General features: G+C 65.5%; 16 protein-coding genes. 5 read left to right on the forward strand and 11 right to left on the reverse strand.

The window, feature by feature from the left end:
- Positions 1–125 precede the first annotated feature (125 nt).
- On the forward strand, positions 126–1,301 hold the full coding sequence (locus FM113_RS08615; RefSeq protein ID WP_087013599.1) for a DUF559 domain-containing protein: 1,176 nt from the start codon (positions 126–128) through the stop codon (positions 1,299–1,301).
- 639 nt (positions 1,302–1,940) lie between these two features.
- Here FM113_RS08615 and FM113_RS08620 read toward each other — a convergent pair.
- Positions 1,941–2,861, reverse strand: a complete 921-nt coding sequence (locus tag FM113_RS08620) for a heme o synthase (RefSeq protein ID WP_087013603.1) — start codon at positions 2,859–2,861, stop codon at positions 1,941–1,943.
- Positions 2,862–2,950: 89 nt separating this feature from the next.
- On the opposite strand from FM113_RS08620, the gene tkt reads away from it, so the two are divergent.
- The 3 genes from tkt to FM113_RS08635 are packed head-to-tail and all read left to right on the forward strand — an operon-like array spanning position 2,951 to position 7,832.
- Positions 2,951–5,038 (forward strand): transketolase, encoded by a 2,088-nt coding sequence (gene tkt / locus FM113_RS08625; RefSeq protein WP_087013606.1) that lies wholly within the window; start codon positions 2,951–2,953, stop codon positions 5,036–5,038.
- 41 nt (positions 5,039–5,079) lie between these two features.
- Entirely contained in the window at positions 5,080–6,192 is a 1,113-nt protein-coding gene (gene tal / locus FM113_RS08630; protein ID WP_087013610.1) for a transaldolase, read from the forward strand.
- Positions 6,192–7,832, forward strand: coding sequence for a glucose-6-phosphate isomerase (locus FM113_RS08635; protein ID WP_087013614.1), 1,641 nt, complete (start codon positions 6,192–6,194; stop codon positions 7,830–7,832). Before tal ends, FM113_RS08635 begins: the two co-directional genes overlap by 1 nt.
- 79 nt (positions 7,833–7,911) lie before the next feature.
- On the opposite strand, the gene FM113_RS08640 is transcribed toward FM113_RS08635, so the two are convergent.
- The 9 genes from FM113_RS08640 to uvrA all read right to left on the reverse strand — a co-directional run bounded on the left by FM113_RS08640 (position 7,912) and on the right by uvrA (position 18,349).
- A complete protein-coding gene (locus FM113_RS08640; RefSeq protein ID WP_087013617.1) occupies positions 7,912–8,277 on the reverse strand; it encodes an RNA polymerase-binding protein RbpA in 366 nt (121 codons plus the stop codon).
- A gap of 36 nt (positions 8,278–8,313) precedes the next feature.
- Positions 8,314–8,562 carry a preprotein translocase subunit SecG gene (gene secG, locus FM113_RS08645; protein ID WP_087013638.1) on the reverse strand — a complete coding sequence of 83 codons (249 nt, stop codon included), beginning with the start codon at positions 8,560–8,562 and terminating at the stop codon, positions 8,314–8,316.
- A gap of 83 nt (positions 8,563–8,645) precedes the next feature.
- A complete protein-coding gene (gene tpiA, locus FM113_RS08650; RefSeq protein WP_254908931.1) occupies positions 8,646–9,476 on the reverse strand; it encodes a triose-phosphate isomerase in 831 nt (276 codons plus the stop codon).
- Positions 9,473–10,675: a phosphoglycerate kinase gene (gene pgk, locus FM113_RS08655; RefSeq protein ID WP_087013620.1), complete on the reverse strand. Its 1,203-nt coding sequence runs from the start codon at positions 10,673–10,675 to the stop codon at positions 9,473–9,475. Before pgk ends, tpiA begins: the two co-directional genes overlap by 4 nt.
- A gap of 44 nt (positions 10,676–10,719) precedes the next feature.
- The gene (locus FM113_RS08660; RefSeq protein WP_087013623.1) at positions 10,720–11,337 is read right to left on the reverse strand and encodes a superoxide dismutase; all 618 of its coding nucleotides are present in this window, start codon (positions 11,335–11,337) and stop codon (positions 10,720–10,722) included.
- Positions 11,338–11,465: 128 nt separating this feature from the next.
- The gene (gene whiA, locus FM113_RS08665) at positions 11,466–12,446 is read right to left on the reverse strand and encodes a DNA-binding protein WhiA (RefSeq protein WP_087013625.1); all 981 of its coding nucleotides are present in this window, start codon (positions 12,444–12,446) and stop codon (positions 11,466–11,468) included.
- Between the two features lie 58 nt (positions 12,447–12,504).
- Positions 12,505–13,383, reverse strand: a complete 879-nt coding sequence (gene rapZ / locus FM113_RS08670; protein WP_087013628.1) for an RNase adapter RapZ — start codon at positions 13,381–13,383, stop codon at positions 12,505–12,507.
- Positions 13,380–15,323, reverse strand: coding sequence for an excinuclease ABC subunit UvrC (gene uvrC, locus FM113_RS08675; RefSeq protein WP_087013643.1), 1,944 nt, complete (start codon positions 15,321–15,323; stop codon positions 13,380–13,382). The genes rapZ and uvrC overlap by 4 nt, the downstream gene beginning before the upstream one ends.
- 86 nt (positions 15,324–15,409) lie before the next feature.
- On the reverse strand, positions 15,410–18,349 hold the full coding sequence (uvrA, locus tag FM113_RS08680; protein ID WP_087013630.1) for an excinuclease ABC subunit UvrA: 2,940 nt from the start codon (positions 18,347–18,349) through the stop codon (positions 15,410–15,412).
- Between the two features lie 382 nt (positions 18,350–18,731).
- Between uvrA and FM113_RS08685 the strand changes: the two genes are divergently transcribed.
- Positions 18,732–19,574 (forward strand): siderophore-interacting protein, encoded by an 843-nt coding sequence (locus FM113_RS08685; protein ID WP_087013633.1) that lies wholly within the window; start codon positions 18,732–18,734, stop codon positions 19,572–19,574.
- A 678-nt stretch (positions 19,575–20,252) separates the two neighbouring features.
- Here FM113_RS08685 and FM113_RS08690 read toward each other — a convergent pair.
- Positions 20,253–21,227, reverse strand: coding sequence for an HNH endonuclease signature motif containing protein (locus FM113_RS08690; protein ID WP_087013635.1), 975 nt, complete (start codon positions 21,225–21,227; stop codon positions 20,253–20,255).
- Positions 21,228–21,628 lie beyond the last annotated feature (401 nt).

The following is a 21,628-nucleotide window of genomic DNA, read 5'->3' on the forward strand; positions in this document are numbered from 1 at the left end:
GGGGTGGGGCTGCGGGGTGTGAGTGTCGCTCACAGGTGGGCCGGATCCGGGCGTTTCTCGGGCGATGAGGTCGTGCCTGTGGATGGGCTTCACGCACGGCACGTGGCCAGGGTGAGACTGGAGCCATGCCGCGACTCCGAGATATTCATGCCCGATACGGGGACCATCCGTTCTCGACGGCCGACGCACTGAGCGTCGGCATGGGTCGGCGAGTCCTGGCTAACCGGCATTTGCGCGCACCCATCACCGGGGTTCGCGTTGCGGCTCCGCAACCGATAGTCTTCGCCGCCCGAGCACTCGAGGCGTTGCCCATCCTTCGCCCCGGTGAGCGCTTCAGCCACGCGACGGCGCTTGCGCTGTGGGGATGCCCGATCCGGCTCCCGGAGGACGCACCCGTCGACGTAGAGTCCGCCCATCCAATGCGCCCCATGCGCCGCAGGGGAATCCGGGGCCACTCGGTCAGGATGGGGACGGGTCCCGATCCGCCAGCGGCCACCCCGCCAGCGGCCACTCCGCCAGCGCCCACTCCGCCAGAGGCCACTCCGCCAGCGGCCACTACGCAGTCAGGCGACGAACCGGCGGCGGTGCTGCCGCTGCAGCAGGTGCTCTCGGTGCTCCCGGCGCAGCAGGATCTCGTGAACCAACGAGGGTCAGCTGGAATGCATACGCCTGTCGTCCCGCCAGTACGCGCGCTTCGTCAGGCTGCGGGAGAGCTCCCATTCCCGGAACTCATCGTCGCGTGCGACCACCTCCTGCGAGTGCCCCACTGCGGGGAGGCGTCCCGGGGTAGAGCTCCCCCAGCCCCCGAGCCACTCGTGAGCCTTGCGGACTTGCACGCGTGTGCAGATCAGTCCCACGGCCGGGGTGCTCGTCGACTCCGGCAGGCCGCGCAACTCGCCCGGGAGGGTGCCGAGTCTCGAATGGAAACGCTGACCCGGCTCCGAACCGTCGCCGCGGGGATCACGGGCCTCGAACTGCAGGCCGAGATTCACGCCCCGGACGGGACCATCATCGCGCGGGTCGACCTGTTGGAGCGGCGCAGTCGCACAATTCTGGAGTACGACGGGGAACAGCACCGGCTCGACCGCCGGCAGTATTTGCGCGACGTGGACCGCCTGGACCGGCTCAGAGATGCGGGTTGGCGCGTGCTGCGTGTTCACGCGGAACAGGTCCTGGGCCCCGGCAATCCCGTGGGTGCCCTCCTGCTCCCGCACCTCGAGCACCCGCCTCAACGTGTGCCTGCCGCGCTCGCGCACCTTCTCGAGGAACGCTGGCACGTGCCAACGATCCGGGCCTGCTGAGCCTGGGCAGGGTCGCCACCGTGATCCCGTGGCGTCGGCAGAGCCCGGCTCGGCCTGCCCCTGCTCGGCGGTGCCAGCGACGAGCCCGGTCGAAGCGGTCCTTGGCACCCAGCCCCCCAACGCGCTGACGTGTTGTCGCTGCCACGCAACGATTGGTCGACGATGCGAACGTGACCACGCGGGACTGCACGGGCAAGTGACCTTCCACCCGGGTGTATCCACCTCACGCGGCCCACGCGGCTCGCGAGCCTCACGCGGCCCACGCGGTGACCACGCCCACGCCAGGCCCGCCATGACCTCATCCCACCGGGCCGCAACTCACCGAAACCTCAATTTGGTGCGCGAGCGGCGGGCATAACGCACGAAACTGCGTTATCGGCAGGGGCTGGCAGTATTGCTGCCCTACATTGCAGCGGTGCGGGTAGCTCACGTCGAGGCGCGACGCCGCAGATGCTGAGATGCCTGAGATGCTGGGCTGCTCCAGATACTGGGATGCTCCAGATGCTGGGATGCTCCAGATGCTGGGATGCCTCAGATGCTGGCCTGCTCACGGTGCCGGGTGGCCTCCGCTGCTGGCCTACTCACGGTGCCGGGTGGCCTACGCTGCTGGCCTGCTCCAGATCCCGGGCTGCTCCAGCGTTAGAAGGGCAGGAGGGGGTCGATCGCGATGGCGAGCGAGAGCACGGAGAGGTAGGTGATCGAGCCGTGGAAGACCTGCATAGGCTTGCCCTCCTGACCGCGGATCGCGCTGCCGTAGAGGCGGTGTGCCTGGAGGATGAAGTAGCCGCCGGAGATCAGCGCGACCGCTGCATACACCCAGCCAACCCCGGGGGCAGGAATCAGGAGCAGGCTCGAGGCGACAGTGGCCCATGCATAGAGGATGACTTGGAGGCCGACAGTCGCGCGCCCGCGCACCACGCCGAGCATCGGCACGCCCGCAGCCGCGTAGTCGTCGCGGTAACGCATGGAGAGCGGCCAGTAGTGGGCCGGAGTCCACAGGAAGATGATGAGGAAAAACACCCAGGCCGGCCAGTCCAGGCTGCCCGTGACCGCGGCCCACCCGATCAGCACAGGGAAACAGCCTGCGATCCCACCCCAGATAATGTTCTGCTCGCTGTGGCGCTTCAGGAGAAGCGTGTAGATCACCACGTAGAAGAAGATTGCTGCTGCGGAGAGCGCAGCGGCTAGGAGGTTGGTCGTGGCGAGCAGCCACACAACCGAGAGAACACCGAGCACGGAAGCGAAGATCAGTGCGTTTCGGTCGGAGATTTCGCCCGTTACCAGGGGACGGTTCTCCGTGCGCTTCATCTTGCGATCCATGTCGCGGTCCAGGTAACAGTTGAACGCCCCTGCGGATCCGGCGCTCATGGCACCGCCAATGAGCGTCGCGAGTACCAACCAGATACTTGGGAACCCGCCCTGGGCAAGAATCATTGCCGGGACGGTGACCACGAGCAAGAGCTCCATGACCCGCGGCTTGGTCAGTGCGACGTAATTCTTCACGGTGCGACCGAACGGTCGCCGCTGCCGTGCTGCCTGGGTGGGAATCTGCGTGGACATCACGCCTCCATGGTACCCGCTCCGGGTAGGATTGGGGTTGGGCCGTCACAGGCCCCCGTAAATTTTAGTTCCCTTCGGAAAGGTCAGTCTTGGGAAACGAACTGCAGTGGGATGAACTCGACGACCTGGCGGTCAACACCGCGCGTGTGCTCGCGGCGGATGCCGTGGAGAAAGTCGGGAACGGTCACCCGGGCACGGCGATCAGCCTGGCACCCGTGTCATACCTGCTTCACCAGAAGGTGATGCGTCACGATCCCGCCGACTCGGGCTGGCTCGGTCGCGACCGGTTTATCCTCTCGGTGGGTCACTCGTCACTGACCCAGTACGTGCAGCTCTACCTGGGCGGCTACGGGCTTGAACTTGACGACCTCAAGGCGCTCCGCACCTGGGGCTCGAAAACCCCGGGTCACCCGGAGTACGGCCACACCGACGGCGTTGAGATCACCACCGGTCCGCTGGGCCAGGGCCTCGCCTCAGCTGTGGGGTTCGCATACGCGGCCCGCTACGAGCGTGGCCTGTTCGACCCCGAAGCCACGCCCGGGACGAGCCCCTTCGATCACTTCATCTATGTGGTGGCCGGCGACGGTGACCTGCAGGAGGGCGTGACAAGCGAGGCATCGTCTCTGGCGGGACACCAGGAACTCGGCAACCTCATCGCGATCTACGACTCCAACCAGATCTCAATCGAGGATGACACGGACATCTCCTTCTCGGAGGACGTGGCGAAGCGCTACGAGTCCTATGGCTGGCAGGTCATCGAGGTCGATTGGAAGCGCACCGGTGCCTACGTTGAGGATGTCGCCGAGCTGAACCGTGCCATCGAAGCCGCGCAGGCCGAGACCACGAAGCCGAGCCTCATCATCCTCAAGACAATCATCGGTTGGCCTTCCCCGGGCAAGCAGAACACGGGCGGCATCCACGGTGCCAAGCTCGGCGCTGACGAGCTTGCTGGTCTGAAGGAAGCCCTCGGGTTCGATCCGGCCGAGCACTTCGCCGTCGCCCCCGAGGTCATTGCGCACACCCGCGAGGCCGTCACCCGCGGAGCCGAGGCCCGTGCGGCGTGGCAGGAAGGCTTTGACGCCTGGGCCGCGGCGAACCCCGAGCGCAAGGAACTCTTCGATCGGGTCGAGGCGCGCGAGCTCCCCGTCGGCGCACTCGAGGCGCTCCCGACGTTCGAGCCGGGCACGAGCGTGGCTACCCGCTCCGCGAGCGGCAAAGTCCTCGCGGCACTCGGCCCCATCATGCCGGAGCTGTGGGGCGGATCCGCAGACCTCGCTGGATCCAACAACACGACGATCCCCGGTGTCCCGTCGTTTGTCCCCGCGAGCCACTCGACCTCGACCTGGTCCGGCGATCCCTACGGCCGTGTGCTGCACTTCGGTATCCGCGAGCACGCAATGGGCGCGATCCTCAACGGGATCCAACTCCACGGCAAGACTCGCAGTTACGGCGGCACGTTCCTGATCTTCAGTGACTACATGCGCCCCGCAGTGCGTCTCGCCGCACTGATGAACGTGCCCAGCATCTTTGTCTGGACGCACGACTCGATCGCGCTCGGCGAAGACGGCCCGACGCACCAGCCCATCGAACAGCTCGCGACGCTCCGCGCGATCCCGAACCTTGCCGTGGTGCGCCCTGCCGACGCCAACGAGGTATCGATTGCGTGGCACGAGATGCTGACCCGCCACGCCGGCCCCGCGGGGCTTGCGCTGACGCGTCAGAACGTGCCCGTACTGCCCCGCGGCGGCGACTTCGCCACCGCTGAGCAGGCTGCGACCGGCGTGCGCCGCGGCGCCTACGTGCTGGCTGAGTCCCCGACGGGAAACACCGACGTACTGCTCATTGCGACAGGCTCCGAGGTGCAGCTTGCTGTGGCCGCACGTGAGACGCTCGCAGCCGAAGGCATCGGCGCGCGCGTTGTCTCCGCCCCCTGCCTGGAGTGGTTTGCGGAGCAGGACGCGGCGTACAAGGAGCACGTGCTCCCTGCAGCGGTCACGGCTCGCGTCAGTGTCGAGGCGGGACTGAGCCTGGGCTGGGAGCGCTTCGTGGGCGATCGTGGTCGTTCGGTGTCGATCGAACACTTCGGTGCCTCCGCCGACTTCGAAACGCTGTTCCGCGAGTTCGGGATCACGGCCGAGGCTGTAGTTGCGGCGGCCCGCGAGTCGCTCGCCGCCTAACCCACTCCGCTCATTCGCACCACCTCAGAGGAGCCACAGGCATGACCACCTCCCCCACCGCATCGCTCAGCCGCGCCGGCGTCAGCATCTGGCTTGACGATCTGTCGCGCCACCGCATCGAGAGCGGCGAACTTCGTGACCTCCTGACCACGCACAACGTGGTCGGTGTCACGACGAACCCGACGATCTTTGCGGGAGCGATCGGTGGGGGCGTGGGCTACCGAGACCGCATTGCGGCGTGCGCCGCGCAGGGGCTGACTCCGACCGAAACAATCGTCGAGCTCACCACAGCGGACGTCGCGGACGCATGTGACCTCCTCGCGGATGTATACGTGGCGAGCAACGGCTTCGATGGCCGGGTTTCCATCGAGGTGGAGCCGGGCCTCGCCCGGGACACCGCAGGAACGATTGCGCAGGCGCGGGATCTGTGGGCCCGGGTGGATCGCCCGAATGCGATGATCAAGATTCCGGCCACGGTCGAGGGACTCCCCGCGATCACCGCCACTGTGGCCGCCGGGATCAGCGTCAACGTCACGCTGATCTTCAGTATCGAGCGCTACCGGCAGGTGATCAACGCCTATCTCACCGGTCTCGAACAGGCCCGCGTCGCAGGTATCGACCTGTCGACGATCCACTCTGTCGCCTCGTTCTTTGTGTCTCGCGTCGACACGGAGATCGACGCCCGCTTGACCGCGCTCGATACGGCCGAAGCGACGGCCCTGATCGGGCAGGCAGCGATTGCGAACGCACGGCTCGCATATGAGGTCTACACGGACACGTTCTCGAGCGAACGTGCCCGGCACCTGGGCACGTTGGGGGCGAATCCGCAGCGACCGCTGTGGGCGTCAACCGGGGTGAAGAACCCCGACTTCCCCGACACCCGGTACGTCACGGAGCTCGTGGCCCACGGTGTCGTCAACACGATGCCCGAGGCGACGTTGCGCGCGGTCGCCGACCACGGCGAGATCCGTGGGGACACGATCAGCACGGAGTACCTGGAGTCGAACCAGGCGCTGAACGCCGTCGATGCGCTCGGGATCGACTACGTCGCGCTGACAACACAGCTTGAAGCAGAAGGTCTCGAGAAGTTTGACGTCTCATGGCGGGAACTGAGCGAAACTGTTGCCGCCGCACTGCAGGGGGCACACGCATAATGGCAATCACACTGGGTGTCGGGACCCCCAGCGCCGCTGCCCAGGCAATTCTTGAACGACTTGTGTCGGATCGGGTGGCGAGCCGCGTGTTCGCGCAAGACGCATCTCTGTGGAGCGATGCAGCCCAGGTGGCGAACCGGCTCGGCTGGACCGACTTTGAAGCAAACGCTCGCGCCGCGATTTCCGATGCGGATCGGATCCGTACCGAACTCCACGCGTCGGGGGTCGACCGGGTAGTGCTGTGTGGCATGGGCGGCTCAAGCCTTGCGCCCGAGGTCATCGCTCGGTGGTCAAACACGCCCCTGACGGTTGTTGACTCCACGCATCCAGGTTTCCTCGCCGAAGTTTTGGAGTCAGATCTGACTCAGACACTGGTTGTGGTGAGTTCGAAGTCCGGAAGCACAATCGAGACAATGAGCCACCGGGCCGCATTCGCCGCCGCGTTCACCGCGGCGGACATTGATCCGGCCGGTCGGATCCTCGTGATTACCGACCCCGGGTCTCCGCTGGAGCGTACCGCCCGTGGTGCCGGCCAACGCGTGTGCTTCGCCGACCCCGATGTGGGGGGCCGATTCTCCGCGCTCACTGCGTTTGGCCTCGTGCCCACCGCGCTCGCCGGCGTCGATGTACAGGAGATACTAGCCGACGCGTGTGCGGCCCGAGACGTGCTGATCACGGATTCCACGGAGAACCCCGCACTGCGTCTCGCTGCAGAGATCGCGGCCGGGCTCCCCAGTCGGTTTGTGCTCGGTATTGCCGAAGCACCGGGCACCGATTGGGGTCTCGGTTCCTGGATCGAGCAGCTTGTGGCCGAGTCGACAGGCAAGTACGGCCACGGTGTCTTCCCGATTGCGCTCCCCCACGCAGCCCCCGAACTGGAGTCCCCGCCGGCAAACCTGCTGCGGGTGCGTTTGGGTGCGAGCGAGTTCGCTGCGGCTTCGTCGGATCCTGCAGAGCTGACCGTTGCCGCGGGCCTTGGCGCGCAGTTCCTGCTGTGGGAAGTTGCCACCGCGGTGCTGGGACATCTGCTCGGGATCGATCCCTTCGACCAGCCCGATGTCGAGTCCGCGAAAGTCGCGGCACGCGCCGTACTGGACCGCCCGGAAGGAAGCGATGTCGCAGCCGATGCGGCTCCGCTCGCCGACCTTCCCGCGGCGCTCGTGGCGGCGCCGCCAAAAGCGTTGCGAGGGGCGACAGCAGACAAGCCGGCGACAGCGAATGAACTGTTGACAGCTCTCGACGCTGCAGTGCCGACCGGCGGCTACCTGGCGATCCAGGCGTACCTCGATCCCAGTGGCTCCTATGCTGACGAGCTCGCCGCGCTTCGCGACGAACTCGCGCGGAGCCTGGCCGTTCCGGTGTCGCTCGGTTGGGGTCCGCGATACCTGCACTCTGTGGGGCAGCTCCACAAGGGCGGCCCAGCGCTCGGCGCGTTTCTCCAGCTGTGCGACTCGGCGGCATCCGAGCTGAGTATCCCGGGCTCAGAGTCAGGGTTCGGGACACTCATCGCGGCCCAAGCCCGCGGGGACCGCGAGGTCCTTTCCGCGCGCGGACGCCCCGTATTCGCGTTGACAAGTGATACCCCCGGCGAGCTCGTGGCTGCCCTCGTGGCAGCCGTCCGCGTACGGGACGCGCACTGATCACAGTTGCAGAGTGCAAAACATAGAACGGCCCCGACGAAATCTCGTCGGGGCCGTTCTAGGTTCAAGCGTGCGAACGCTACGCAGAGGCGCGGGCGGTGCCGCGACGCTGGCGAAGCTTCAGCAGTGCCGCTTCGAGAAGCTCTTCGGCCTCTTCGGGCGTGCGGCGCTCCTTCACATACGCGAGGTGGGTCTTGTACGGCTCGTTCTTGAGCAACTGCGGCGGGTTCGCCTTGTCGCGACCTGCGGGCAGGCCCGAGGTCGGCGAATCGATCTGCTCAGGGATCTCCTCATCGGCAACATCGGATGCGAAATACCGCACCGTCTCGTTGCCGTGAGCGTCCCAGTACGACACCTGAGTGCGGTCGGCGCGCGAGCCGTGATCCTTCTCCCCCATGGGGCCGGATCCGACACGGGCGCCCCGGATGGCATTGCTGCTAGCCACGGACTACCTTTCTACAGTGGGTGTGGTGCGGTCGTCTTAGATGACCGAGAAGCGGGCAACGAGGCCCAGTCCCACGATTGAGACGGCCCACACGATCGATACGATCACCGTGAGCCGGTTGAGGTTACGCTCTGCCACGCCTGAGGACCCCAGGCTCGAGGTCACACCGCCGCCGAACATGTCGGACAGGCCGCCGCCGCGACCCTTGTGCAGCAGGATGAACAGGGTGAGCAGCAAACTCGTGATCACGAGAATGACGATCAGAGCGATCTTGAGAATAAGCACGCAGATCACCTTTCCGGGGTTGTGGGCGTGAAGCGCCAGCGTCCAGTATAGCGGCGCTGGAGAAAATCAGGGCAGCGGCAGGCCTAGCCAGCGGTAACGTGCTTGCGGAACTGCACGATCTTGCTGAACTCGTCGGCCTTGAGGCTTGCGCCGCCCACCAGGGCACCGTCGACGTTGCCCTGGTTCAGGAAGCCCGCGATGTTTTGGCTGGTGACCGATCCACCGTACAGCACGCGCGTTGCCGCGGCGCTGTCGTCGCCGCGGAGATCGCGCAGGGCTTCACGGATCGCGCGGGCCACTTCTTCGGCCTGTTCAGGTGTTGCAGCCTGGCCGCTGCCGATCGCCCAGACGGGCTCGTATGCGACGACGATCTCCGCGTCTGCGGGCAGTTGGGCCACGGCGGCGGCGAGCTGCGCGAGCGGCACTGCGGCGGCACCGTGCTCCTCAAGATCTGCTGCCGTTTCCCCGACGCAAATCATGGGCACGAGGCCAGCGCGGTGCGCCGCGAGTGCCTTCGCGCCTACTGTCTCGTTGGATTCACTGTGGCCGTGACGGCGTTCCGAGTGGCCGACGAGGGCGTACTGCACGCCGAGCTTCTGGAGCATGGCGCCTGAGATATCACCCGTGTAGGCACCTGACTCGTGCGGCGACAGATCCTGAGCGCCGAGCGCGAGCGGAAGCTTATCCGCGGACAGCAGAGTCTGCACGGAGCGAAGATCGGTAAACGGCGGGAATACCGCCACCTCAGTGTCGGTGTAATCGTGGCGCGCATCTTTCAGGGACCACGCGAGCTTTTGCACGAGGGCGATCGCCTGGAGGTGATCCAGGTTCATCTTCCAGTTGCCCGCAATGAGCGGGGTGCGGACTGTGTGCGGGAGTGCTGCCCGCGCGGGGGGTGCAGTTGTCTCGTTCACGCGAGTACCTCCAAGCCGGGGAGGGCCTTGCCCTCAAGGAATTCGAGGCTGGCGCCGCCACCCGTCGAGATGTGGCCGAAACGATCGTCGGCGAAGCCGAGCGCGCGCACGGCAGCCGCGGAATCGCCGCCGCCGACGACTGTGAAACCGTTCGTGTCGGCAAGCGCCTGCGCCACCGTGCGGGTACCGCCAGCGAAGGCGTCCATTTCGAACACGCCCATGGGGCCGTTCCAGAACACTGTGCGGGATCCGGCGATCACCTCGGCGAATACAGCTGCGGAATCGGGACCGATATCGAGCCCCAGTCCGGATGCTCCGAAGCTCGAAGACTCGATTGCATCCGCGGCGACAACCTCGTGTGCGGCATCGGCCGCGAACGCCTCGGCAACAACGACATCCGTCGGGAGCACGATTGTGACTCCACGCTCAGCGGCGGTGGCGAGGTAGCCACGTACGGTGTCCAACTGATCGGCCTCGAGCAGGCTCGCGCCGACCGCGTGTCCCTGAGCGGCGAGGAAGGTGAAGAGCATCCCGCCTCCGACAAGAATCGTGTCGACCCGTTCGATCAGGTGGGAGATCACGCCGAGCTTGTCGGACACCTTGGACCCTCCGAGCACGACCGTGTAGGGCCGCTCGGGAGTCTCGGTGAGGCGCTGCAGCACTTCAAGCTCCGCCGCAACCAGGCGGCCCGCCGCACTCGGCAGCAGCTGGGCGAGGTCGTACACGCTCGCCTGACGGCGGTGCACGACCCCGAAGCCATCGGAGACAAAGAGGTCTCCGAAAGCAGCCAGCTGCGCCGCGAATGCGCCACGCTCGGCGTCGTCCTTACTCGTCTCCCCCACGTTGAAGCGGAGGTTTTCGAGCAGGACGATGTCGCCGGGTGTCAGCGCAGCGACCGCAGCAGTTGCGGCCTCCCCCACGGTCTCGGCCACGAATTGCACGGGTGCACCGAGCAGTTCCGCCATGCGGGCAGCCACCGGCCGGAGCGAGTAACGCTCCTCCGGCGTACCCTTGGGGCGACCCAGATGGCTGATGAGAACGATCTTCGCCCCAGCCTCGCGCAGTTCGCGGATCGTTGTGAGTGAGGCACGAATGCGCCCATCATCGGCGATCACACCGTCGGCGAGGGGAACGTTCAGATCGCACCGCACGATGACGGTGTGTTCAGAAAGCGATCCCAGGGATTCAATTGTGCGCATGTGTGCGGCGGGCTCCTCGGTACAGAGAGTGGGTCAGGCCGGAATTAGATCAGGCCGGGCGTCTGCGTGCGAGCAGCTTCGAAGCGCTTCGCGACGTCCTGCCAGTTGGCGATGTTCCAGAACGCCTTCACGTAGTCCGCGCGCACGTTCAGGTAGTCCAGGTAGTAGGCATGCTCCCACACGTCAAGCATCAGCAGCGGAACGGTGCCAGCGGGAAGGTTGCCCTGCTGGTCGAAGAGCTGGACGATGTTCGGACGCTGACCCAGCGTGTCCCACGCGAGGACAGACCAGCCGGAGCCCTGCACGCCCATTGCGGTTGCGGTGAAGTGCTTCTGGAACTTCTCGAAGTCGCCGAAGTACTCGTCGATTGCCGCACCGAGCTCTCCCTCGGGACGCCCGCCGCCCTCGGGCGACATGTTGTTCCAGAAGATCGTGTGGTTGACGTGACCGCCGACGTTGAAGGCGAGGTCCTTCTCGAACTTGTTGACAGCGGCAAGGTTGTCCGAGTCGCGCGCTTCGGCGAGCTGGTCAAGGGCCGTGTTCGCTCCGGTGACATACGCCTGATGGTGCTTGTCGTGGTGCAACTGCATGATCTTGCCGCTGATGTGCGGCTCTAGAGCAGCGTAATCGTAGGGAAGTTCGGGAAGTGAGTAGGCAGCCATGCGGCGCTCCAATCTGTGCAACGAACAGGGTCAGACCCAGTCTATCCAGGCGGCCTCACGCTGTGGGGTGAATCCGCTGACCGGGAAATTGCGGGGGCGTGCGGCGTGTCCTCACGCCCCCACGCGGACTACATCCGGTCGAATTCCTCGGGCAAGCTTGCCTCGGTGCCGGGGATGCCCCGGTTCGAAGCCTCCTTGTCGGCCATTGCCAGAAGTCGGCGGATTCGGCCAGCGATGGCATCCTTCGTGAGCACAGGCTCGGCACGGGCACCGAGGTCGTCGAGACTCGCTTCGCGATGCGCGAGGCGGAGTTCGCCGGCGTACTTCAGGTGATCCGGGATTTCGTCGCCGAGGATCTCGAGCGCGCGCTCCACGCGGGCACACGCGGCAACCGAAGCTTGTGCCGAGCGGCGCAGGTTTGCGTCGTCAAAGTTGACGAGGCGGTTTGCGGTCGCGCGCGTTTCGCGCGCGCGACGCAGTTCGTCCCAGCTTGCGCGGGCCTGGGTCGCCCCCATCGCCCCGAGCATTTCACCGATCGATTCGCCGTCGCGGATCAGGACCTTGTTCTGGCCTCGGATCTCACGGCTCTTCGCATCGATGCCGATCCGGCTCGCGGCACCCACGAGCGCCATGGCAACCTCGTTGCTCGGGCACACGACCTCAAGGCTTGCGGAACGGCCGGGCGCGGTCAGGCCACCACGCGCCATAAACGCGCCGCGCCAGACGGCGGCGAGCTCGGGCTGTGCGCCCGTGGTCAGGCGGTTCGGGAGGCCCCGGATCTGCCGGCGGCGTGCATCGAGCAGGCCAAGCTGGCGGGCGAGCGTCTCGCCGTCGATCACGCGGACAAGGAACTGGGGCGCGCCAGGGCGCGTACTGGACGGCGGGAGCTGCTTTGCCTCGGAACGGACGCCGTAGAGCTCCGCGAGGTCTTTCCGAACACGCTGCACGATCTGAGGGGTGTGCAGTTCGGCTTCGAGCGCGATACGCCCGGAAATTGTGTGCAGCCCGCCGGCCAGGCGGAGGATCGTCGCGACCTCAGCAATACGCTCTCCGGTGCGCTGCACCGGGAAACGTACGAGCTCACTCTTCACCTCTTGGGTCGACAGCACGAATGGGTCCTTTCAGATCACAGGAAGAAAATGGCGAAGCGGCGGCGCAGCGCTGCAACTACTCGCGACCGAGGTCGCGGTGGCGCAGACTGACGCTGACGCCTGGCAGGCCTGCGAGTCGGTCAGCGAGCTCGCGGGCGGTGGCGACAGAACGATGTTTGCCGCCGGTGCATCCTACCGCGAGAGATGCGTGCCGCTTGTTCTCACGTTGGAAGCCTGCCAGCACCGGAGTGAGGGCGGCCACGTAGTGATCCAGGAACTCGGCGGCACCCTCGCGGCCGAGTACGTAGTCCTTGACTTCGGCATCAACGCCGGTGAGCGCGCGCAGTTCGGGCTCCCAGAATGGGTTCGGAAGGAAGCGCATGTCGACCATCATGTCGACGTCGGTCGGGGTGCCGTACTTGAAGCCGAAGCTCACCACTGACAGCTGTAGGCCGGGCGTGTTGTCGTCGGAGAAAAGATCCCGTGTTGCGGTCGACAAATCGTGCACGTTGTACCGTGAAGTATCGATCACGACGTCGCTTGAGGCGCGCAGTTCTTGGAGCCGTTCGCGCTCAAGTCGGATGCCGTCGAGCAGGCTGCCCGCCTCACCCTGGAGTGGGTGGGGGCGCCGGACCGATTCGTAGCGTCGCACAAGAATCTCATCGGTGGCATCAAGGAATACCACTCGAACAGTGGCGTTTTCCCGAAGCTCGGTGACCGTGTGCTGAATATCAGCGAATAGGTCACGGCCGCGCACATCAACGACGGCGGCAATGCGCGGCAGGGCGCCCCCCGAGCGGTCGGCCATGTCAGCGAGGGTTTTCAACATCGTGAGCGGGAGATTGTCAACGACATACCACCCGAGATCCTCAAGCGTGTTCGCGACGGTGCTCCGACCCGCACCGGACATCCCGGTCACAATGAGGATCTCCTGTGTGGACACCACTTCATTCATACGACATCCTCCTCGCCCGGCGACGGCTCTCCGGTTCCGTCAAGCTTAGCGTCCGACGGCGCGTCGGGCTCATCCGAATCCGCGGGAACTCCCAGGTGGGCGCGAACCTGCTCGGCGAGCTTCGGGCCGAGCCCAGGAGCCGCCGAAAGCTCCTCGAGGGAGGCCGCCCGCAGCCGCGTCACTGAGCCGAAGTGTCGCAGTAGCCCCTGGACTCGTTTAGGGCCTAATCCAGGGACCTCCGAGAGCCGGCTGGCGATCGAGGTGCTGCGCCGTTGCCGCTGGAAGGTGATCGCAAATCGGTGAGCCTCGTCACGGATGCGCTGCACAAGGAACAACGCTTCGCTGGTACGGGGCAGGATGACGGGGAACGGGTCGCTCGGCAACCAGATCTCCTCCAGGCGCTTCGCAACCCCGCACAGCGCAATGTCGGTGATCCCGGCCTCGGCAAGCGCCCGGGCCGCAGCCTTCACCTGAGGTTCGCCACCGTCCACGATGAGGAGCTGCGGGCGATCCCGGTAGATGCCACTCGGCTGCTCCCCGGATTCCTTCGCGAGGTTCAGCTGCGCGGCCCGGCGCGAGACGACCTGATAGATCGAGTCCGTGTCGTCGGTCGTGGACTCGATCCGGTACTTCCGATAGGCCCCCTTCGCGGGCAGTCCGTCCTCGAACACAACAAGCGAGGCCACCACGCCGGTCCCCTGCAAATGCGACACGTCGATGCACTCGATCCTGAGCGGCGCCTCGGCCATATCCAAGGCGCGCTGCAGCTCGGCAAGTGCATCGGTCCGGGCCGTGAGATCCGCGGCCCGTTTGAGCTTGTGCCGGATCAGGTTTTCGCCGGCGTTGAGGACAGCGCGCTCCATGAGCTGCACCTTCTCGCCCCGCTCGGGGACGCGCAGCGCCACGCGGCCACGGCGCGGGCGACGCGCACTCAGCGCTTCTTCCAGCTCCCGCTGACCCTCGGGCAGCAGCGGCACCAGAATCTCCGGCGGCGGCTCCCGCTCGCCCTCGTAGGCGGACTGGATGACCTGTTCCAGGAGGGTGCTGGGCGAGTCATCGAGTTCCACGTCGACAATCCAGCTCCGTTCGCCTCGGATCCGGCCCCCGCGAATAATGAACTGGTGCGCCGCGGCGGCGAGTTCGTCGGCGCGTAGCCCGAACACATCAAGATTGACGTCGTGGCCGAGCACCACGGCGTTCTTCTCGAGCACGTGGGCCACAGCTTTCACCTGGTCCCGGAGCCGAGCCGCATCCTCGTAGCGCTGCTCCCCTGCGGCTTCCTTCATCTGTCGCTCAAGCGTTTTCAGGTGGCTGGAATCCCCGCCAGCAAGGAACGCGACGAGTTCCTCGACCCGGGCACGATGCTCCTCGACGGTGATCAGCTTCGAGCAGGGGCCATGGCAGCGTCCGATCTGCCCTGCCAGGCAGGGACGACCGCTCGACATCGCGCGTTTGTAGTCGGCGTCGTTGCAGGTGCGGATCGGGAACGCCTGCTGAAGCAGTCCCGTGGTTTCCCGCAACGCCCAGACTTTCGGATACGGGCCGAAGTAGCGCGCCCCGCGAATCCGCTCGTTCCGAGTAATGATCAGCCGCGGAGACTCCTCTCGGAGTGTGACCGCGAGGTAGGGATAGGTCTTGTCGTCCTTGAACTGAACGTTAAATGGGGGCTTGAACTCCGTAATCCACGTGTGCTCCAGCACAAGTGATTCGGTGTCCGTGGCGACGACAGTCCAGTCGAGTTTCGCGGCGAGCGTGACCATGCGCCGGGTGCGGGGCATGAGTGAGTGCAGCGGCTGAAAGTAGTTCGCGAGACGTGCTCGGAGGTTCTTCGCTTTACCGATGTAGAGCACCCGACCGTACTTATCGCTAAAGCGATACACGCCTGGGCTTGTCGGAATCTCGCCCTGGGCTGGACGGAAGGCCGCACGGGAGTCGCGCAGGGCGGTGGGTGTGAGGGCGTCCGGGTCGACGGCGGAAATCTCCCCCGCCGTCGACCCGCCCCCACCGATACCGGAGGACTCCTGGATCACGCGCTTGCCCTGGTGCCTGCCTCCAGCGCCCGTGCGGACTTCGCGGCCCAACCATCGAGAACCTCACCGAGGAAGCGACCCGTGTGGCTCTCGGGGTGTTCTGCGACCTGCTCCGGAGTGCCGACCGCGAGGATCGTGCCGCCGCCGGATCCGCCCTCGGGGCCCAGATCGATCACCCAGTCGGCGCTGCGGATCACATCGAGGTTGTGTTCGATCGTGATGACAGTGTTGCCCTTGTCGACGAGGCCGTTGAGTACGAGGAGCAGCTTGCGCACATCCTCGAAGTGGAGGCCCGTTGTCGGTTCGTCAAGCACGTAAATGCTGCGTCCGTTGGAACGCTTCTGGAGCTCGGTCGCGAGCTTGACGCGCTGCGCTTCACCGCCCGAAAGCGTGGTGGCGCTCTGTCCGAGGCGAACATAGCCGAGGCCCACATCGACGAGCGTCTTCATGTACCGGTGGATACTCGAGATCGGCGCGAAGAACTCCTCGGCCTCAGCGATGGGCATGTCGAGCACCTCGGAAATGTTCTTGCCCTTGTACTGCACCTGCAGCGTCTCGCGGTTGTAGCGGGATCCACCGCACACTTCACATGCAACGTAGACATCCGGCAAGAAGTTCATCTCAATCTTCAAGGTGCCGTCACCCGAGCAGGCCTCGCAGCGGCCGCCCTTGACGTTGAAGCTGAAACGACCCGGGAGATAGCCGCGGGTCTTCGCCTCGGGGGTCTCCGCAAACAGGTTCCGGATCTTGTCGAATACGCCCGTGTAGGTTGCGGGGTTGGAGCGCGGGGTGCGGCCAATCGGTGCCTGATCAACGTGGACAACCTTGTCGAGGTGCTCCAAACCGGTTACGCGCGTGTGCTTACCCGGGACAAGTCGTGCCCCGTTGAGCTGGTTGGCGAGTACCCGGTACAGGATGTCGTTCACGAGCGTGGACTTGCCGGATCCGGACACCCCGGTCACCGCCGTCATCACACCCAGCGGGAAGGTTGCGTCGACGTTCTGCAGGTTGTTTGAGCGCGCCCCGATGACCTTCAGCTCACGCTTCCGGTCACGCTTGCGGCGCTTCTTTGGGGTCTCGATGCTGCGGCGCCCGGCGAGGTAGTCGCCCGTGACCGAGGCAGTGTTGGCGATCAGCTCCGCATACTCGCCCGAGTGGACAACGGTGCCGCCTTCGACGCCAGCGCCCGGCCCGATGTCGACGATCCAGTCGGCCGCTTCAATTGTCTCCTCGTCGTGCTCCACCACGATGAGTGTGTTCCCGAGATCCCGAAGCTTCACGAGTGTCTCGATCAGGCGACGGTTATCGCGCTGGTGCAGCCCGATCGAGGGCTCGTCGAGCACGTACAGCACGCCTGTGAGCCCCGAACCGATCTGGGTAGCCAGCCGGATGCGCTGCGCCTCGCCGCCGGACAGGGTGCCCGCGGCGCGCGCCAGCGTCAGATAGCCGAGACCGACCTCGATGAGGAAGTCGAAGCGAAGCCTGATCTCACGGAGCACCTGCGCAGCAATCTTTGCTTCGCGCTCGGTGAGAGTGACCTCGTCGAAGAACCGCTTCGCGTCGGAGAGGCTGAACTCGCCCACGCCGGCGATCGATTCCTCGTTCACCGTCACCGCGAGCACCTCAGGCTTGAGGCGCTGGCCCTGGCACGCATGGCAGGGTACTTCGCGGAGGAACTCGGACCAGCGGTCCCGCTTCGTGTCCGACTCGGCTTCTGCGTACTGCCGCTCAATGAAGGGGATGACGCCTTCGAAGCCGGAGGAGTACTTCACCTCACGGCCGAAGCGGTTCTTCCACCGCACATTGACCTTGAAGTTGTTGCCGTAGAGCACAGCCTCGCGTACCTCTTCGCTGAGCTTGCCCCAGGGCGTCTTCAGCGAGAACTCGAGGTCCTCTGCCAAGCCTACGAGCAGCTTCTCGTAGTACTGGTACAGGCTCTTTCCCTGGCTGGTCCACGGGACGATCACACCCTCGGTGATCGAAAGCTCTGGATCGCCAAGCACCAGATCCTCGTCGACAGACATGCTCGTTCCGAGGCCGGAGCATGTGGGGCAGGCGCCGAAGGGAGCGTTGAATGAGAAGGTCCGGGGCTCAATCTCCGTGAGCTGCACGGGGTGTTGGTTCGGGCAAGAGAGCTTTTCCGAGAAGAGCTGCGTCCGGTTGTCAGCAGCGGCATCGCGGTCGACAAAATCGATCGACACGATCCCACCTGAGAGCCGGAGCGCTGTCTCAAGCGAGTCCGTGAGCCGCCCGAGCACGTCGGGTCCGGCAACGAGACGGTCGATCACCACGGAGATGTCGTGCTTGATCTGCTTCTTGAGCTTGGGCGGGTCGGAGAGCTGGATCAACTCACCGTCGACGTGGGCTCGGGAGTACCCGCTCGCGGCGAGCTCTTGGAAGAGGTCGACGAACTCGCCCTTTTTCTGGTTGACGACCGGGGCGAGCACTTGGAAGCGCGTGCGCTCTTCGAGTTCCATGAGCTGATCCGCGATTTGTTGCACGGTTTGCGCGGCGATCCGCTCACCACAGATGGCGCAGTGCGGGATCCCCACCCGCGCCCAGAGCAGACGCATGTAGTCGTAGATCTCCGTGATCGTGCCCACCGTGGAGCGGGGGTTGCGGTTCGTCGACTTCTGGTCGATCGAGACCGCGGGGCTCAGACCCTCAATAAAGTCGACGTCGGGGCGATCTACCTGGCCCAGGAACTGGCGGGCGTAGGCGCTCAGCGACTCAACGTAGCGGCGCTGCCCTTCCGCGAAGATCGTGTCGAACGCCAAGCTCGACTTGCCGCTGCCGGACAAGCCGGTGAACACAACAATTGAGTCGCGGGGAATTTCAAGGTCGACGTTGCGCAGGTTATGTACCCTGGCGCCCTGCACGCTGATATGGGCGTGCGCGGCGGACGAACGGATGGGTGCTGGGCTCTTCGAGGTCACTCCCCCATCTTATCTTCGGTTCGCTGAAAATTCGAACATATGTGCGAGTCTGGTTGTGGGGCAACGGGTGGAATCTGCCGAACCCGTTGTTCCTCTTGGTTCACGCACTGATACGCGAGGGGTGATCGAAATTGCCAGCGGTTTGGAGGCTCCGCCTCGCGAGATCCGGGCGGGCTTGTTGCGCGCGCTGCGGACGGAGGTGTCGCTGGGCCGAGGTGTCGCCGTGCTGAGGCGTTGCCGGGCTGAGGCGTCCGTTCCGCCTCGCCGCGAGTCGGCGCGGGAGTTGCGGCTCTTCGGCGGAAGCCCAGGGGCTCTGGCGGGAACTGGCACGTTGTGCCAGGGTGGAGGGTGGTGAGAAATCATCTGATGATGAAGGAGAGTCATGTCTGTAGCTGAAACCCGCAGTGAGCGCCCGGCGCGCCCCGTCCGCCCCCAGATTGTCCTGGAGGTGCTCGAACGGGTGCAGCTTTCACGCCACCTCGTCCGCATCGTGGCAGGCGGGCCAGGGGTCTCCGCAATCGAGCCGAGCGAACACACCGACGCCTACAGCAAGATGCTCTTCGCGCACCCGGACACCGCGCTCGTGCCTCCTTACGATCTCGATGCATTGCGTTCCGAGTTGCCCCCCGCGCTCATGCCCAGCACGCGAACCTATACGATCCGGCGCTTCGATCTGGCGCAGGGACAGATCTGGATCGACTTCGTCACCCACGGGGACGAGGGTGCAGCTGGCCCCTGGGCCGACACTGCACAGCCCGGCGATCCGGTTGTGCTGCGCGGGATCGGGGGCGGCTACTCCCCCGACCCGAGCGCCGACTGGCATTTCCTCGCGGGCGACGAAGCCGCGATTCCCGCGATCGCCGCGGCGCTTGAGGCCATGCCGGCCGACGCGTCAGGCGTTGCGCTGATCGAGGTAGCCGGCGAGGAGGATCGACTCGACCTCGTGGCCCCCGCGGGGATCGACGTGCAGTGGGTATTGCGCGGGGAGGTCCCGGCTGGGACTTCTTCGATTCTCAGTGACGCGGTGCGCGCTGTCGAGTGGCGGCCGGGTAGGGTCCAGGTTTTTGTACATGGCGAACGGGGCGCGATGAAAGCGCTGCGCCCATACTTCACCGATGAGCGCGGGATCGAGCGCACACAGCTGTCTCTGTCGCCGTACTGGGCCTATGGCCGCCGTGAGGACGCGTTCCAGGCAGAGAAGCGCGAGGCGATCGGTCAGGTCTAGGCTGGCCAGGTCGCGAAGACCTCCCACCGTGGCGAATCGCCGCCCGTTTTTGGGGCGGGAAGTACGCGCGGTTTGCGGCTCACGTTGGTGCGGAGGTTCTTTGGGCACGCCGCGTCCCCCTTCGGGGTGTGATCAACGGGTGCCTGCGCGCTACCAGATCGGATGAAATCAATGCGTCCGCAGTGTTTCACGCGCTCCACGGGTGCCGCGGGCTCCGAACCTGCGTGTGCCGTGATGTCACGGTTCCGTAAGGGGCGGTAGGCCGCCGCTTCGCGTAACCGCGCGATGCTACTGGTTAGGCTGAGTCACACGGTGCCCGAGCTTGGCATGTTCGTGGGTGAGTGTTGCGTGCGGTCAGGCACAACTCCGTTCCTCGCGACAACCCCGGAGATTCGGCCGCGTAATTTCGCGAGGCTTGATGCGTCGGAAGGCTGAGCCTTGGGGCGGTATCTCTGAGCGGCTGAGCGGCAGAGCGGGTGCGCAGTAGCGCGGGTGCGTGCCAGCATGACAGCGGGCTGCTGAGATCAGTCCAAGGTGTTGTCGGCGCGATATTGGCGAAGAGCCGGGATGGAGCCGGGCGTGGCGACGCACCTGGCTGTCCGGCTGTTTGTCTGTTCGTTTGCCTGGCTGCTGGATGCCCAGATTGGCGTGGTGCAGGGGCGAGTTGAGCCGCGTGAGTTAGAAGGGGTGCTCGTCTGGGCTATCGGAGATGCTGGGTGATTTCTGTGTGTCGGCGGGTGGTTCGATGACGGGTACGAACCTCACCCGGCTTGGTGGCCGGTCCAGATACTTCCGTCCGGTCGGGTCGGTCCAGGTCACGTCCCCGGCGTCGTGTTGGGCGATTGTCCATCCGGTGTGGTGTTTCATGACGTGATGTGAACGGCAGAGATGTGCGAGGTTATCGATCCTGGTGGGTCCGCCCTTTGCGGCGTCGAGTGTGTGATCGATGTCGCAGCGGTGCACGGGGACCCGGCAGCCGGGGGTTCGGCAGTGTTGGTCTCGTGCGGCGAGATACCGGCGCTGCGCCGCAGAGGGCGCGTAGGTGCTGGCAGTCATGACTTGTCCGTCGATGGTGACGCGGATCTCTTCCCACCGGGTCGCGACTCCGGCGAGGCGTTTTGCGGTGTCGAGATCGATGGGGCCGTAGCCGATGAGTTCCGCAACGGGTGCTGCGGTGAGGGTGACCTTGATGGGGGTGGTGTGTGGGAGTGGGATGCCGGGGATGCCGAGGAGGGATCCTGGGGTGATGGCTTGGATGCGGCCTTGGATGCCGGTGTAGTTGTCGTGGTTTCGTCCGGTGAGGAGGTCCGCGAGGATGTCTGCCCGGATCTCGTCGCGGGTGCGGGAGTCCGGGGTGGTTTCGGTTTCGGCACTGGAAGCGGTGTCCGTGTCGGTGCTGGTGTCCGAGTCCGTGATTGCATCAGTGCCTGAGTTCGTATCTGACGCTGCGCTGGGGTCTGCCGCTACACCTAAGCCGGGGGCGGTCTCGGTGCTGGGGTCGCTCTGCACGCCAGCGGCACTGATTGCGCCAGTGGCGCTGGTTCTGCTGGCGCTGTTGTTGCTGCGGGCAGGCCCCGATCCGCTGACCGGTCCCAGCCGGTCCAGGTCTGAACCCTCAGCTGTGTCGTCGGCACCACCCGGATTGCCGCTCAAAGCGGGTGGAGTCGTTTCTTCGGCCGCAGGTGTCCTACGTGTCGCGCCTGTGCCTTCTGTCTCGTCTATGCCTTCTGTCGCGCCCGCGGTGGCAGGCCTGCCTGTGCTGCCTGTCGCACCTGCGCGGGCAGGCCTGTCCGTGTCGGCAGGCGTTTCGGGCGTTTTGGTGCGCGCAGGTCCGTCTGTGCGGTCAAGCGAGTCTGTGCTGGCAGACGTTTCTGTGCTGGTGGGGGTGTCCGTGTGGGTGGGGGTTTCTGTGGCGCGGGTTTGGGAGTCTTTCGCGAGGCGCGTCAACCGGTCATAAATCTCATACGCCTCTTCCGCAGGCAACACCGCCCGAAGCTCCGCCATCCCATCATCAAGCTCCACCACCCGCACATGCCTGCGCTTGAGGGCTTCTT

It is taken from the genome of Leucobacter sp. 7(1), assembly GCF_900163635.1.
In the GTDB taxonomy this organism is placed as follows: Bacteria; Actinomycetota; Actinomycetes; order Actinomycetales; family Microbacteriaceae; genus Leucobacter.